Annotated in this window: 14 protein-coding genes; 8 read left to right on the top strand and 6 right to left on the bottom strand. The window is 71.0% G+C overall.

Annotated features, from left to right (window positions below; translation table 11 throughout):
- Positions 1-82: 82 nt before the first annotated feature.
- The gene (locus tag ABT245_RS06805) at positions 83-985 is read left to right on the top strand and encodes a 1-aminocyclopropane-1-carboxylate deaminase/D-cysteine desulfhydrase (RefSeq protein ID WP_351729524.1); all 903 of its coding nucleotides are present in this window, start codon (positions 83-85) and stop codon (positions 983-985) included.
- Here the strand turns inward: ABT245_RS06805 and ABT245_RS06800 are convergent.
- Positions 982-2,577, bottom strand: a complete 1,596-nt coding sequence (locus ABT245_RS06800; RefSeq protein ID WP_351729616.1) for a Na+/H+ antiporter — start codon at positions 2,575-2,577, stop codon at positions 982-984. The two genes, ABT245_RS06805 and ABT245_RS06800, sit on opposite strands and share 4 nt — an antisense overlap.
- Positions 2,578-2,637: 60 nt before the next feature.
- Here ABT245_RS06800 and ABT245_RS06795 point away from each other — a divergent pair, with 60 nt between their 5' ends.
- The 3 genes from ABT245_RS06795 (at position 2,638) to ABT245_RS06785 (ending at position 4,663) form a co-directional block, all read left to right on the top strand.
- Entirely contained in the window at positions 2,638-2,898 is a 261-nt protein-coding gene (locus ABT245_RS06795; protein ID WP_351729521.1) for a UBP-type zinc finger domain-containing protein, read from the top strand.
- Between the two features lie 260 nt (positions 2,899-3,158).
- Complete coding sequence (locus ABT245_RS06790; RefSeq protein ID WP_004925829.1) at positions 3,159-3,572, top strand: ATP-binding protein; 414 nt, start codon at positions 3,159-3,161, stop codon at positions 3,570-3,572.
- Between the two features lie 17 nt (positions 3,573-3,589).
- Complete coding sequence (locus ABT245_RS06785; protein WP_351729518.1) at positions 3,590-4,663, top strand: RNA polymerase sigma factor SigF; 1,074 nt, start codon at positions 3,590-3,592, stop codon at positions 4,661-4,663.
- Between the two features lie 276 nt (positions 4,664-4,939).
- On the opposite strand, the gene ABT245_RS06780 is transcribed toward ABT245_RS06785, so the two are convergent.
- Complete coding sequence (locus ABT245_RS06780; RefSeq protein WP_351729516.1) at positions 4,940-5,395, bottom strand: hypothetical protein; 456 nt, start codon at positions 5,393-5,395, stop codon at positions 4,940-4,942.
- A gap of 116 nt (positions 5,396-5,511) precedes the next feature.
- Here ABT245_RS06780 and ABT245_RS06775 point away from each other — a divergent pair, with 116 nt between their 5' ends.
- Positions 5,512-6,480 carry a diacylglycerol/lipid kinase family protein gene (locus tag ABT245_RS06775; protein ID WP_351729513.1) on the top strand — a complete coding sequence of 323 codons (969 nt, stop codon included), beginning with the start codon at positions 5,512-5,514 and terminating at the stop codon, positions 6,478-6,480.
- Positions 6,481-6,799: 319 nt separating this feature from the next.
- Complete coding sequence (locus tag ABT245_RS06770; protein WP_007491230.1) at positions 6,800-7,057, top strand: WhiB family transcriptional regulator; 258 nt, start codon at positions 6,800-6,802, stop codon at positions 7,055-7,057.
- A gap of 165 nt (positions 7,058-7,222) precedes the next feature.
- Here ABT245_RS06770 and ABT245_RS06765 read toward each other — a convergent pair whose 3' ends face one another.
- Positions 7,223-8,698: a sensor histidine kinase gene (locus tag ABT245_RS06765; protein ID WP_351729509.1), complete on the bottom strand. Its 1,476-nt coding sequence runs from the start codon at positions 8,696-8,698 to the stop codon at positions 7,223-7,225.
- A gap of 362 nt (positions 8,699-9,060) precedes the next feature.
- Positions 9,061-9,693 carry a TetR/AcrR family transcriptional regulator gene (locus tag ABT245_RS06760; protein WP_351729507.1) on the bottom strand — a complete coding sequence of 211 codons (633 nt, stop codon included), beginning with the start codon at positions 9,691-9,693 and terminating at the stop codon, positions 9,061-9,063.
- Positions 9,694-9,790: 97 nt separating this feature from the next.
- On the opposite strand from ABT245_RS06760, the gene ABT245_RS06755 reads away from it, so the two are divergent.
- Both ABT245_RS06755 and nagB read left to right on the top strand, forming a co-directional pair.
- Positions 9,791-10,543, top strand: coding sequence for an SDR family oxidoreductase (locus ABT245_RS06755; protein WP_351729504.1), 753 nt, complete (start codon positions 9,791-9,793; stop codon positions 10,541-10,543).
- A gap of 176 nt (positions 10,544-10,719) precedes the next feature.
- Positions 10,720-11,505, top strand: coding sequence for a glucosamine-6-phosphate deaminase (gene nagB, locus ABT245_RS06750; RefSeq protein WP_351729502.1), 786 nt, complete (start codon positions 10,720-10,722; stop codon positions 11,503-11,505).
- 147 nt (positions 11,506-11,652) lie between these two features.
- Here nagB and ABT245_RS06745 read toward each other — a convergent pair whose 3' ends face one another.
- The gene (locus ABT245_RS06745; RefSeq protein ID WP_351729499.1) at positions 11,653-13,200 is read right to left on the bottom strand and encodes a glycoside hydrolase family 3 protein; all 1,548 of its coding nucleotides are present in this window, start codon (positions 13,198-13,200) and stop codon (positions 11,653-11,655) included.
- Between the two features lie 8 nt (positions 13,201-13,208).
- Positions 13,209-14,066: a carbohydrate ABC transporter permease gene (locus tag ABT245_RS06740; protein ID WP_351729496.1), complete on the bottom strand. Its 858-nt coding sequence runs from the start codon at positions 14,064-14,066 to the stop codon at positions 13,209-13,211.
- Positions 14,067-14,068: the final 2 nt, after the last annotated feature.

The following is a 14,068-nucleotide window of genomic DNA, read 5'->3' as shown; positions in this document are numbered from 1 at the left end:
CGGCGACCAGATTGCGGTGACAGCCACGGCGACCACCATGTGGTGACAGCCACGGCGACCACCCTGCGGTGACAATGGGGTGGTGATCGCTCCTTGGTCTCTTGCCGCCCGGCTCCCGTCGCCCGTCGAAGTCGTCGATGACCGGCGGTTCTCCCGGCACGGGGTACGTCTGCTGCTCAAGCGGGACGACCTGATCCACCCGGAGCTGATCGGCAACAAGTGGCGCAAGCTGGCGCCGAACCTGGCCGCGGCGGCGGGGCGGACGATCGTCACGTTCGGCGGGGCGTACTCCAACCATCTGCGGGCCACCGCCGCCGCGGGCCGCCTGCTCGGCCTGCCCACCATCGGAGTGGTCCGCGGCGAGGAGTTGGCCGACCGCCCGCTCAATCCCTCCCTGGCCCGGTGCGCGGCCGACGGCATGCGACTGCACTTCATCGACAGATCGACATACCGCGAGAAGACGGACCCGCGGACCCTGGCCGCCCTGCTGCGCGCGACCGGCGCCGAGGACGCCCACGTCGTCCCGGAGGGCGGCAGCAACGCCGAGGCCGTACGCGGCTGCCGGGCCCTGGGCGAGGAACTGCGCGGACATGCCGATGTCGTCGCCGTCGCCTGCGGCACCGGCGGCACCCTGGCCGGTCTCGCCGCCGGCCTCGCCCCCGGCCGGCGCGCCCTGGGCATACCGGTCCTCAAGGGCGGTTTCCTGGCCGCCGAGGTGCGCGCCCTCCAGGAGCGGGCCTTCGGCACCCCGCAGGGTTCCTGGTCCCTCGACGACCGCTTCCACTGCGGCGGCTACGCCCGTACCACCCCCGAACTCCACGCCTTCGCCGAGGACTTCGAACAGCGCCACGGCCTGCCCGTGGAACGTATCTATGTCGCCAAGTTGCTCTATGGACTCGTCGCCCTGGCGGACGAGGGCGCCTTCCCACCCGGTACGACCGTCGCGGCCGTCGTCACGGGCCGCCCCTTCCCCGAGGCCGGCTAGGCGGTCTCCCGGTACGCGGCCGCTTCCTCCAGGTCCAGTCTGCGCAGCAGCGTGCGCAGCATCTCGTCATCGATGTAGCGGCCGTCCCGCAGCCGTACGAACACATCGCGCTCGGTGCTGATCATCTCCCGGGACAGCCGCCGGTAGGTGTCGTCGGCGGTCTCCCCGGTCACCGGGTTCACCGAGCCGAGCCGCTCCCAGACGGCGTTGCGGCGGCGCTCCAGGACGGTGCGGAGGCGGTCCGCGAGCGGCTGCGGGAGGGCGTTGCGCTCGTCGGAGAGCAGTTCGTCGAGGCAGGCCTCGGCGGCCCGGGACGCCTGCGCCTGGGCATTGGCCTCGGCAAGGGTCTCCGCCTGCGGGTCGCGGCCGGGAAAGCGCAGTGCCCGGATCAGCGGCGGCAGCGACAGGCCCTGTACCACCAGCGTCCCGATGACCGTCGTGAACGTCAGGAAGAGGATCAGGTCGCGCTGCGGGAAGGGCAGTCCGCCGTGCGTGGTGAGCGGGATCGAGAAGGCGATGGCCAGCGACACCACGCCCCGCATCCCGGCCCACGAAGTGATCATCGCGCCCCGCCAGGTGGGGTCGGCCTCGCGCTGTCTGATCCGGGCGGACAGCCGCCGGGGCAGGAAGGTCGCCGGATACACCCACACGAACCGGGCCGCGACCACCACCAGGAAGAGGGCGACCGCGTACCCGGCCGCCTCGGCGCCCGCGTGCGATCCGAGCCCCCTGAGGACGACCGGCAGTTGCAGTCCGATCAGTGCGAACACCGCCGACTCCAGGACGAAGGCGACCATCTTCCACACCGCCTCCTCCTGGAGCCGCGTGGCGAAGTCGACCTCCCAGGCGCGGTGTCCCAGATACAGCGCGACGACCACGACCGCGAGCACACCGGAGGCGTGCATCTGCTCGGCGATGCTGTACGCGACGAACGGGATCAGCAAGGAGAGCGTGTTCTGGAGCAGGGGCTCCTTCAGATGAGTGCGCAGCCAGTGGAGCGGGGCCATCAGCACCAGGCCGACACCGACGCCGCCGACCGCCGCGAGCAGGAACTCGCCGATCCCGCCGGCCCAGGTGGCGCCCTCGCCGACGGCCGCCGCGAGAGCCACCTTGTACGCGGTGATCGCGGTGGCGTCGTTCAGCAGGGACTCGCCCTGGAGGATGGTCGTGATCCGGGAGGGCAGCCCGACCCGGCGGGCCACCGCCGTCGCGGCGACCGCGTCCGGCGGCGCCACCACCGCGCCCAGCACCAGGGCGGCGGTCAGCGGCATCCCGGGCACGATCAGATAGACCGCCCAGCCGACGAGGAACGTCGCGAAGAGCACGTATCCCACCGAGAGGAGCGCCACGGGGCGCAACTGCGCGCGCAGGTCCAGATAGGAGCTGTCACTGGCCGAGGTGTACAGCAGCGGAGGCAGCAGGAGCGGCAGGACGACCTTCGGGTCGAGGGCGTACTCGGGCACCCCGGGGACGTAGGAGACCGCCAGTCCGACCGCGACCAGCAGCAGCGGTGCCGGCACCGGGGTGCGCCGGGCGGCCCCCGCCACCGCCGCACTGCCCGCCACCAGCAACAGCAGCGGCATCACGTCCATGTCCTCGCCCGCCCTCGTTTTCCGCGCGGTCAACCGCACACCCGTCGTAATCTGGCAATCATGAAACAGTGCACGCACGCCGACGCGCTGCCGCACCCCGAACCGGAGCCGCTCACCGAGACCTGCCCGGAGTGTCTCGCACAGGGCACGCACCCGGTGCAACTGCGGCTCTGCCTGACCTGCGGCCACGTCGGCTGCTGCGACTCCTCGCAGGGCCGGCACGCGACGGGGCACCACGGTCAGTCAGGTCACCCGGTGATGCGGACCTTCGAGCCGGGCGAGAACTGGCGGTGGTGCTTCGTCGATCACGTCCTCGTGTGACACTGCATGGTGACGCCCGGTCCCGACGGTTCGACCGTCTGACGCCTGGGTACGTCAAACCGGCGCCCGCTCTTCCCATTGGGGCCCGCAGACCCCTAGACACGGAGCGTATCCACAGTTTTACTGTGAGTAACGACAGGGGTTGGGGTCCCGGGGACAGAAAGTTCGGAGCGCGATAGCGTCACCGCTGAACCAGGAACCGCGTTACCCCGAGGGGCGACCCTCGGCCCTGTAGAGCTTGTACCACCTTGGAGGTGAGGGTGTCCCAGATCGCAGGCGAGCCCGCGACCCAGGACTTCGTGGAAGTCCGGCTGCCGGCTGCGGGTGCCTACCTGTCGGTGCTGCGGACGGCCACGGCCGGACTCGCCGCCCGCTTGGACTTCACCCTGGACGAGATCGAGGACCTGCGCATCGCGGTGGACGAGGCCTGCGCGATCCTGCTCCAGCAGGCCGTGCCGGGCTCGGTGCTCAGCTGCGTCTTCCGACTCGTCGACGACTCGCTGGAGGTCACGGTGTCGGCACCGACCACGGACGGGCACGCCCCCTCGCGGGACACCTTCGCCTGGACCGTGCTGTCGGCTCTGGCGGGCAAGGTCTCCTCGGCCGTCGACGAGGACAAGACCGTGTCGATCAGCCTGTACAAACAGCGCGGCGCGGGACCCGGGCCGGCGTGAGGAACGGGGACGGTCCGGTGCGGGACGAAGAGCGCGGCACACGGGAACTGCCCGCCGAGGGCGGGGGCGCCCCGGGCGGATCTCGGCGCCCGGCGGACGGCATCGACGGCATCCCCGAACAGGCCAGGCCGCATCCGGAGGACGACTCCGCGCAGGCTGATCGGGACGGTGCCATGCAGAGCGCGCCTTCGGCGGGACGGAACGGGGTCGTGTCCCCAGTCCGAGCGGAGGCGAGGGCTCGGGGAAGGTCGACGGACGGGACGATGAGCGAGCACGAGCGATACTCCGCGGACGACGCGCTGGGCGCACAGGGCGTTCCAGGCACCCAGCACGATCCTCAGGACCGCAGCGGGGCGCGTGCCATGTTCGTCGAGCTGCGCACGCTCAAGGACGGCAGTCCGGAGTACGCGGAGCTGCGCAACCGGCTGGTCCGCATGCATCTGCCGCTCGTGGAGCACCTTGCGCGCCGGTTCCGTAATCGCGGCGAGCCGCTCGACGACCTCACCCAGGTCGCCACCATCGGCCTGATCAAGTCCGTGGACCGGTTCGACCCGGAGCGCGGGGTGGAGTTCTCCACATACGCCACGCCCACGGTCGTGGGTGAGATCAAACGGCACTTCCGGGACAAGGGCTGGGCGGTGCGCGTCCCGCGGCGGCTGCAGGAGCTGCGGCTCGCGCTGACCACGGCCACGGCTGAGCTGTCGCAGCTGCACGGTCGCTCCCCCACGGTGCACGAGCTGGCCGAGAAGCTGGCGATCTCGGAAGAGGAGGTACTGGAAGGGCTGGAGTCGGCCAACGCCTACTCCACGCTCTCCCTGGACGTCCCCGACACCGACGACGAGTCCCCGGCGGTGGCCGACACGCTCGGCGCGGAGGACGAGGCGCTGGAGGGCGTCGAGTACCGCGAGTCCCTCAAGCCGCTGCTCGAAGACCTTCCGCCGCGCGAGAAGCGGATCCTTCTGCTCCGGTTCTTCGGCAACATGACCCAGTCGCAGATCGCCCAGGAGGTCGGCATCTCCCAGATGCACGTCTCCCGCCTACTGGCCCGAACCCTGGCCCAACTCCGCGAGAAGCTGTTGGTCGAGGAGTAACCAGCCAGGCAACGGCCACCGGCCCGAGGCGGCGGGGGCGAGCGCCCGGCAGGCCCTGACAACCCTGACAACAGGGTCGAACGGCGCGAACCCGGCAGGCTTCGACGGCTGCATCCCGGCGGTGGGAGCCGGGATCGACGGTGACCGCCGGACCGAAGGTCGCGGCCGAGGGCGTCCCACTGCCACAAGCCGACCGGCCTCCGGTACCCCGTCGGCGCCGGCTCCTGTGGCGTCGGCCTTGTTGTGCCGGTGGTGTCGGCGGTGTCGGCGGCGGCTTCAGCGTCTTGGGTTGCCGGTGTGGCCCGGGGTGTGGATTCCCAGGGCCCGGGTGGTCTCCGCGTTGATCAGCAGGACCAGGGCCGCCACCGCCACCACCGCGAGGACGATGCCCGCCGGAATGGCCACGCTGTCGGCCTGGAGCAGGCTGTAGGCCACCGGCAGGGCCATGATCTGGGTGATCACGGCGGGCCCCCGGCTCCAGCTGCGCCGCCGCAGCAGACCGCGCGCGGCAAGCAGCGGCAGCAGCGCCAGGACGATCAGGGTGACGCCCAGCGTGATGGCCTGCTGCCGGTCGTCAGGCGCGCCGGTGAGGCCGAGGACGAACGTCCACACGCCCCCGATCACCAGCGCGGCCCCCTCCAGCGCGGCCAGCGCCGCCGCCAGGGTCAGCCGGCGCGGACGCGGGCCTTCGGCCGCCGCGGGGTTCGGGGAGGGGTTCTGCTCACTGCTCACGCCAGCAGCGTAGCCGCCGCCGCTCCATCCCGGGTGCCCAGGCTCACGCCCTCACCTCTTACCGGATCCCTACCTCGGGCTGGGCCCGGTACCACCCAGTAGGTACGCTGCAACCCATGCGTGCACTACTCGTGGTCAATCCGGCGGCAACCACCACAAGCGCACGTACGCGCGACGTACTGACCCACGCCCTGGCGAGCGAGATGAAGCTGGAGGCGGTCACCACCGAGTACCGGGGACACGCGCGCGACCTGGGCCGGCAGGCCGCGGACAGCGACGACATAGACCTGGTCGTGGCGCTCGGCGGCGACGGCACCGTCAACGAGGTCGTCAACGGCCTGCTGCACGGCGGCCCCGACCCCGACCGCCTGCCCGGCCTCGCGGTGGTGCCCGGCGGCTCCACCAATGTGTTCGCCCGCGCGCTGGGCCTGCCCAACGATCCGGTCGAGGCCACCGGCGCCCTGCTGGACGCGCTCAGCGAGAAGCGCGAGCGCGTCGTCGGCCTCGGCCTCACCGCTGGCACCCCCGGCACCGCGGACGAGTCGGTCCCGGCGCGCTGGTTCACCTTCAACGCGGGACTGGGCTTCGACGCCGGCGTCGTCGGCCGCGTCGAGCAGCAGCGCGAACTCGGCAAGACGTCGACCCACAGTCTGTACGTCCGCCAGGTCCTGCGGCAGTTCCTCGGTGAGCCGAACCGCGGACGGGGCACGATCACGCTCGAACGTGAGGGTGCCGACCCGGTCGGCGACCTCGTCGTGGCGATAGTGTCGAACACGTCTCCGTGGACGTATCTCGGCAATCGCCCGATGTATACGTCGCCTAAGGCTTCGTTCGACAAGGGCATCGACGTATTCGGGCTCAGCCGTCTGTCCACCGCCGCGGTTGCCCGGTATGGCACCCAGTTGCTCACTTCGTCCCCCGAGCGCGGCCCCCGCGGCAAGCATGTCGTGTCCCTGCACGACATGGACGGCTTCACCTTGCATTCGAAGGTGCCACTGCCCCTCCAGATGGACGGCGACCACCTCGGACTGCGTACGAGCGTGACGTTCACAGGCGTACGCCGTGCACTGCGTGTGATTGTGTGAGTGGAAGGGGCCAAAGTCCTTTCACTCGAACGTTTAGGCCAGGCTCCACCCCATGGAAGTACGGCTGTGACCTAGTCGACACCGAGGAATCAAAAAAAACTTTTCGGAAGGGGTTGTATCCGCCGCTGAGGTTTGCGAGTCTCTACGTGGCGATCGGGACGGCCCGCAACACCGGCCTCCACTGATCACCGGAACCCCTCTTCACACCACAGGACCACGCCAGGGAACCTGGCGCTAGGCCCTTCACTTGTTGAGGGATTCGTGAAAGCGTTCACATTCACAAGCAACCTGCATGTAATACCAAGGAGAGGTAGCAGCCATGGACTGGCGTCACAACGCCGTTTGCCGCGAGGAAGACCCCGAGCTCTTCTTCCCCATCGGCAACACCGGTCCTGCGCTGCTGCAGATCGAGGAAGCCAAGGCCGTCTGCCGTCGCTGCCCGGTTATCGAGCAGTGCCTGCAGTGGGCGCTTGAGTCCGGTCAGGACTCCGGCGTCTGGGGTGGTCTCAGCGAGGACGAGCGCCGCGCAATGAAGCGCCGCGCCGCTCGCAACCGGGCCCGTCAGGCCACCGCCTGACACTCCCACCCCTGCACGACGGCCTGAGCCTGGCGGCGCGCACAGCGAGTGCGCATCTCCCGCCCCCGAGCCGCAGCGCGCAGTACCCCGATGCGCTTAGAACACGCAGCAACGAGCACTGGCCTCGGACCCGACGCGGGTCCGGGGCCCTTTGCTGTGAGGGGGCTACTTCTGCGCCGCCACGGGAAGGTCCAGGATCACCCGTGTCCCCCGTTCAGGCGCCGGCACCATGTCGAACGTACCGCCCAACTCGCCCTCGACCAGCGTCCGTACGATCTGCAGACCGAGGTTGCCCGAGCGGTGCGGGTCGAAGCCCTCGGGCAGGCCCACGCCGTCGTCCTGGACGGTGACGAGGAGACGGGCCTCCGTGGTGGTGCCGCCGCGGACCGCCGTGACCTCGACAGTGCCGGTCTCGCCCTCGCGGAAGCCGTGTTCGAGGGCGTTCTGCAGGACCTCGGTGAGGACCATCGACAACGGAGTCGCCACCTCGGCGTCGAGTATGCCGAAGCGTCCGCTGCGCCGCCCGGTCACCTTGCCCGGTGAGATCTCCGCGACCATCGCGAGGACCCGGTCGGCGATCTCGTCGAATTCCACGCGCTCGTCCAGGTTCTGGGACAGCGTCTCGTGCACGATCGCGATGGAGCCGACCCGCCGTACCGCCTCCTCCAGCGCCTCCCGGCCGCGCTCCGACTCGATGCGCCGGGCTTGCAGACGCAGTAGGGCGGCGACCGTCTGGAGGTTGTTCTTCACCCGGTGGTGGATCTCCCGGATGGTCGCGTCCTTGGTCATCAACTCGCGTTCGCGCCGCCGCAGTTCCGTGACGTCCCGGAGCAGTACCAGTGAACCGATGCGCGTGCCCTTGGGCTTGAGCGGGATCGCCCGGAACTGGATCACGCCGTCGGCCGACTCGATCTCGAACTCGCGGGGTGCCCAGCCGCTGGCGACCTTGGCCAGCGCCTCGTCCACCGGCCCGCGGGTCGGGGCGAGTTCGGCGGTGGTCCGGCCGAGATGGTGGCCGAGCAGGTCGGCGGCGAGGCCGAGCCGGTGGTAGGCGGAGAGGGCGTTCGGGGAGGCGTACTGGACGGTGCCGTCCGCGTCGAGCCGGATCAGACCGTCGCCGACGCGCGGCGAGGCGTCCATGTCGACCTGCTGGTCGGGGAACGGGAAGGAGCCGGCCGCGATCATCTGCGCGAGGTCGGAGGCGCTTTGCAGATACGTCAGCTCCAGGCGGCTCGGCGTGCGCACGGTCAGCAGGTTGGTGTTGCGGGCGATGACACCGAGGACGCGGGCCGCCCGGCGCACGGGGATCGACTCGACCCGGACCGGGACCTCCTCGCGCCACTCGGGGTCGCCCTCGCGCACGATCCGGCCCTCGTCCAGCGCCGCGTCCAGCATGGGGCGCCGGCCGCGCGGGACGAGATGGCCCACCATGTCGTCCTGGTAGGAGGTCGGGCCGGTGTTGGGGCGCATCTGGGCGACCGAGACATACCGGGTGCCGTCGCGGGTGGGGACCCACAGGACCAGGTCGGCGAAGGAGAGGTCGGAGAGCAGCTGCCACTCCGAGACCAGCAGATGGAGCCACTCAAGATCGGAGTCGTCGAGGGCGGTGTGCTGGCGTACGAGTTCGTTCATGGAGGGCACATGTGCGAGCGTACCCGGCGGTTTGTCCGGCCCTGAAAACTGCCGTTGCCCGGCCCCGGGAACACCCGCGGGCCGCGGCGCCTGAGAGGGACCCTCAACCCTCCCGGCACCGCAGCCCGGAGCAGCAACGGCCGTGGGGTGTGCGGTCCCGATCGGCCGAAGGATGAGGAGCCGGGGCAGTCAGGGCAGAGAGCTCCGGTTCCTCGGTCCGCCTTCCTGTGCGGGGAAGACGGATGACTGGGGCTACGTCGTACGGTCCTGACGTACGCGGTACCTGTACGCATTCTGGACTAGACCACGTGGGTGTGTCCATGTGTTGGAGGCTGTTCGTCTTCGACGTTTCGCAGCCTAGCCCGGCCCGGTCACGAACGGGGCCAGACGGCCATGGCAATCTCCGCGACCGCTTCCAGTTCCGCCCGGCTCGCGCCGTCGCGCGCCTGGTGGGACATGCCCTGGAAGACGGCCGCGGCATGGCGGGCGAGGGCGGTGACATCGGTGTCCGGCGCCAGTTCGCCATCGGCCACGTCCGCTCTTATACGGCTCTCGATGGCCGCGATGTTGGCGTTGCGCTGCCGGCGCAGGTCCTCCTCCACCTCGGGGGTGGTGCAGTTGGTGGCCGCGTGGACGACCAGGCAGCCGTGGGGGTGACCGGGGTCGGTGAACTCCGCGGCGGCCTCGCGCAGCAGCCGCTCGACGGCGGCGCGGGCGGTCGGCTCCTCGCGCAGGGCGCGCTGCGCGAATGATCCGTACGTGCCGTCGTAGACGCGCACGACCTCCTCGAACAGCGATCGCTTGTCGCCGAAGGCCGCGTACAGGCTCGGGGCGCCGATGCCCATGATGCGGGTGAGGTCGGAGACCGAGGTGGCTTCGTAGCCGTGTTCCCAAAAGGCCCGGACCGCCTTTTCCAGCGCGGTCTCGCGGTCGAAGGAGCGGGGGCGGCCCCGGGTCCTGGCCGGGGGTGTGGCCTGCGTCTTCGTCTCCTGTCTGCGCACCATGGGGTGCATTTTATAGCGGGCCCTAGAAAAATGCCGGTGCCGTGTTGTACGGTCTTTCTGTAGCGACCATTAGACAAATGGCGAAGGGGGCGCGGGCATGGGCGCGTTGACGGGCAGGACGGCACTGGTCACGGGGGCGGGCCGGGGCATCGGGCGCGGTGTCGCCGAGCGGCTGGGACGCGACGGGGCGAGGGTGGCGGTGCACTACGGCCGCAGCGAGGCGGCGGCGAAGGAGACCGTCGCCGCGATCGAGGCGGCGGGGGGCTCGGCCTTCGCGATCGGCGCCGAACTGGGGCGGCCCGCCGACGCCGCGCGCCTGTGGCGGGAGTTCGACCGGCACGCGGACGGGCTGGACATCCTGGTGAACAACGCGGGGATCGGCAGCACCCCGCCGATCGGCGAGATAAGGGAGGAGGAATTCGACCGGGTCTTCGCCGTGAATGTGAAGGCGCCGTTCTTCATCGTCGAGCAGGGCCTGCGGCGGCTGCGCGACGGCGGCCGGATCGTCAACATCTCCTCGGGCCTCGCCCGGACCGCGGTCTTCCCGCACCAGATCGCGTACGCGATGACGAAGGGCGCCCTGGACGTCTTCTCCCGGGACCTGTCCAAGGTGCTCGGCCCCCGGGGCATCACCGTCAATTCGGTGGCCCCGGGCATCATCGACACCGACAACACCGCGGAACTGCTGCACGGCACCGAGGACGGCTGGGCACGGGCCGCCGCGACCTCGGCGCTGGGCAGAGTGGGCGAGAGTGCCGACGTCGCGGACGTGGTGGCCTTTCTGGTCTCCGACGCCGGGCGCTGGGTCACGGGCAGCTGGGTCGACGCGACGGGCGGCTCGCTCCCCTGAGGCGGCACCGGGTGCAGCGGTCGACAGGTCCCCTTTCGCCTCTCCGGGAGGGTCGGGTTTCATCCCTGCGAGAGGTCGGGTTTCTCCCTCCGAGAGGGTCGGCGCCCGTGCGGGGTCGATGCTAGATTGGTCTAAACCACATACCTCCCAGCCCTCTTCAGAACGGCAGGCCCAGCGTGGAAGTTGTCATCGTCCCGGACGCCGCGGCCGGCGGCGAGCTGATCGCCGAGGCCATGGCCCAGCTGCTCCGGCGCAAGCCCGACGCCGTGCTCGGCGTGGCCACCGGCTCGACCCCGCTGCCCATCTACCAGGCGCTGACGGCCAAGGTGCGCTCCGGCGCCGTGGACATCTCGCGGGCGCGCATAGCGCAGCTCGACGAGTATGTGGGGCTGCCCGCGGACCACCCGGAGTCCTATCGCTCGGTGCTGCGCCGGGAGGTGCTGGAGCCGCTCGGGATCGCCATGGACGCGTTCATGGGGCCGGACGGCACGGCCGAGGACATACTGGGCGCCTGCGCCGCGTACGACCGGGCGCTCGCCGAGGCCGGCGGCGTGGATCTGCAGTTGCTCGGGATCGGGACCGACGGGCACATCGGCTTCAACGAGCCGTGCTCCTCGCTCGCCTCGCGCACCCGGATCAAGACGCTGACCGAGCAGACCCGCATCGACAACGCGCGCTTCTTCGACGGCGATATCGAGCAGGTGCCGCACCACGTCATCACGCAGGGCATCGGCACCATCCTGGAGGCCCGGCACCTGGTGCTGCTCGCGACCGGCGAGGGCAAGGCGGACGCGGTCGCGGCGACCGTGGAGGGACCGGTGGCGGCGGTCTGCCCCGCCTCGGCGCTGCAACTGCACCAGCACGCCACGGTCGTCGTGGACGAGGCCGCGGCGTCCAAGCTGAAGCTCGCCGACTACTTCCGGCACACGTATGTCAACAAGCCGGAGTGGCAGGGCATCTGACCGGTTCCGGCCGGCCCCGGATCGCTCCGGGCCGGGGCCGGACGCAGCGGGGCGCCGGGCTCCGCCGAGAAGCCCGGCACTCGGACCCGTCACGGTCGGCGCGCCCCGGCACCGGCCTTCGCCGCCGCCTGCCCGCGCTCTGACCCGTCACGGCCGGCGCGCACCGGCGACGACCTCGGCCGCCGCCCGCCCGCACACCCGGGCCGCGCCATGGGTGGCGATGTGCAGGGCGCCGCGCGGCGGGGCCTCGGGGATGCCCATCTCGACCACGATCGTGTCGGGGCGGGCCGCCAGCAGGGTGTCGAGGGCCGCCGTCATCCAGGGGTGGCGGTGCTCGTCACGGACGACGGCCACGATACGGCGGTCGCCCGCCGCGGCCAGCGCCGCCGGTCCCGCCTCCACACCGGTGAAGCTGCCCGTCTCGGTACCGGGCAACAGCCGTGCCAGTTCCGCCGCGACGCCCCAGGGGGTCTCGTCGCCGACGGCGATGTTCGCGACGGGGGTGAAGGCGGCGACATAGGGGGCCGGGGCCGGCGGCTCGTAGGGGCCGGAGCGGGTCACCGTGAGCGCGCGCCGGGCGGCGACGAGCCCGATGTCGTCCTGGTCCTGGGCCGCCGCCCCGCCCGCGGAGCCGTCGGCGGCATGGGTGGCCGGGGCCGCCTGGCCGTCCGGGCCGGGTGCCGTCAGCGCGGTCCAGCGGGCCAGCCGGCGCACCCGCTCGGCCGCGTCCGCGAGCCGTTCCTCGGGCAGTTCGCCGGAGCGGACGGCGGACACCAGGGCGTCGCGCAGCCGACGCACCGTCTCGTCGTCGTTGAGGCCCCCGCCGACGCAGATCGCGTCGGCGCCGGCCGCGAGGGCGAGGACGCTGCCGCGTTCGATGCCGTAGACGGCGGCGATGGCCCGCATCTCCATGCCGTCGGTGACGATCAGGCCGTCGTAGCCGAGTTCGCCGCGGAGCAGGTCGGTCAGGATCCGGCGGGAGAGGGTGGCGGGGCGATCCGGGTCCAGGGCGGGGACCAGGATGTGGGCGCTCATCACGGCCCGGGTGCCGGCCGCGATGGCCGCCCGGAAGGGGACCAGATCGCGGGTCTCCAGCACCTCGGCCGGCACATCGATGCGGGGCATCGCGAGATGGGAGTCGACGGCCGTGTCGCCGTGTCCGGGGAAGTGTTTGGCGCAGGCCGCCACTCCGGCGGACTGGAGGCCGGTGACATAGGCGGCCGTGTGCCGGGCGGCCAGGTCGGGGTCGGCGCCGAACGAGCGGACGCCGATGACCGGGTTGGCGGGGTCGGCGTTCACATCGGCCGCCGGGGCCCAGTTGAAGTTCACCCCGCAGGCCGCGAGCCTGCGGCCGAGTTCGCGGGCCACCTCGTGGGTCAGCGCCACGTCGTCGACGGCACCGAGCGCGTGGTTGCCGGGGAAGCTGGAGCCCGTGCGCACCTCCAGGCGCGTGACGTCCCCGCCCTCCTCGTCGATGGCGACCAGGACATCGTCGCGTTCGGCGCGCAACTGGGCGGTCAGGGCGGCCAGTTGTTCGGGGGAGGCGACATTGCGTCCGAACAGGCCCACCGATGCCAGGCCCTCGCCGAGCCGGCGCAGCAGCCAGTCGGGGGCGGTGGTGCCGGGAAAACCGGGCTGGAGGACGGTGAGGGCGTCCCGGGTGAGGGTGTCGCTGCGGCCGGCCAGTGTCGTCATCGGGCGCGTCATCCCTTCACGGCGCCGGCGGTCAGACCCGCGGCCATCTTGCGCTGGACGAACAGGAACAGCACGACGATCGGCACGGCCATCATGGTGGCGCCGGCCATCATCGGCGCGTACTCGGTGCCGTGCTTGGTGGTGAAGTTGCCGAGCCACACGGTCGCGGTCTGGTTCTGCTGGCTCATCAGCATGAGGGCGTACAGGTACTCGTTCCAGGCCTGGATGAAGCCGTAGACGGAGGTGGCGACCATGCCGGGGGCGAGGAGCGGGAAGACGACGCGGACGAAGGCACCGGTGCGGGAGCAGCCGTCGACCATCGCGGCCTCCTCCAGCTCCTTCGGGATGTTGACGATGAAGCCGCGCAGCGTCCACACCGTGAAGGGGAGGATGAAGGTCAGATAGGTGATGATGAGGCCGCTGAGCTTGTCGTACTGCTTCAGGTCGTTCAGCAGCAGGAAGACCGGAATGATCATGGCGACCAGCGGGACCATCTGCACCGCGAGGATGCCCACAATCACGATCTTGCGGCCGCGGAAGGCGAAGCGGGAGATGGCGAGCGCGGCCAGCATGCCGACGACGATGCCGATCGCCACGACGGACAGCGACACGACCAGGCTGCGCCCGACGGGGCCCCAGAAGTCGGCGATGTCCAGCGCACGGCTGAAGTTGGACAGGGTCAGGCCCGTGGGCAGCAGGCTGGGGTCCGGGTCGATGGCGTCCTTGGCCGGCTTGAACGCCGTGTTGAGCATCCAGTAGACGGGAAAGCCGGCGATGACGAAGACGAGGAGGCCGAGGAGGTTCCAGCCGAGCCGGGACCCGTTCCTGCGCCGGCCGCCGTTGGCGATTGCGCTCGTGCCGCTCATGC

It is taken from the genome of Streptomyces sp. NPDC001508, assembly GCF_040298665.1.
Lineage (GTDB): Bacteria > Actinomycetota > Actinomycetes > Streptomycetales > Streptomycetaceae > Streptomyces.
The sequence above is the reverse complement of the archived record's forward strand: the minus strand, read 5'-3'. Positions and strand labels throughout refer to the sequence as shown.

What these genes read in the sequence shown, in the direction of transcription:
- ABT245_RS06800 (WP_351729616.1), bottom strand. Translation starts at nt 2,577, where the DNA reads ATGGACGTGATGCCGCTGCTGTTGCTGGTGGCGGGCAGTGCGGCGGTG.
- ABT245_RS06795 (WP_351729521.1), top strand. Translation starts at nt 2,638, where the DNA reads ATGAAACAGTGCACGCACGCCGACGCGCTGCCGCACCCCGAACCGGAG.
- ABT245_RS06775 (WP_351729513.1), top strand. Translation starts at nt 5,512, where the DNA reads ATGCGTGCACTACTCGTGGTCAATCCGGCGGCAACCACCACAAGCGCA.
- ABT245_RS06770 (WP_007491230.1), top strand. Translation starts at nt 6,800, where the DNA reads ATGGACTGGCGTCACAACGCCGTTTGCCGCGAGGAAGACCCCGAGCTC.
- ABT245_RS06760 (WP_351729507.1), bottom strand. Translation starts at nt 9,693, where the DNA reads ATGGTGCGCAGACAGGAGACGAAGACGCAGGCCACACCCCCGGCCAGG.
- ABT245_RS06755 (WP_351729504.1), top strand. Translation starts at nt 9,791, where the DNA reads ATGGGCGCGTTGACGGGCAGGACGGCACTGGTCACGGGGGCGGGCCGG.
- ABT245_RS06745 (WP_351729499.1), bottom strand. Translation starts at nt 13,200, where the DNA reads ATGACGACACTGGCCGGCCGCAGCGACACCCTCACCCGGGACGCCCTC.
- ABT245_RS06740 (WP_351729496.1), bottom strand. Translation starts at nt 14,066, where the DNA reads ATGAGCGGCACGAGCGCAATCGCCAACGGCGGCCGGCGCAGGAACGGG.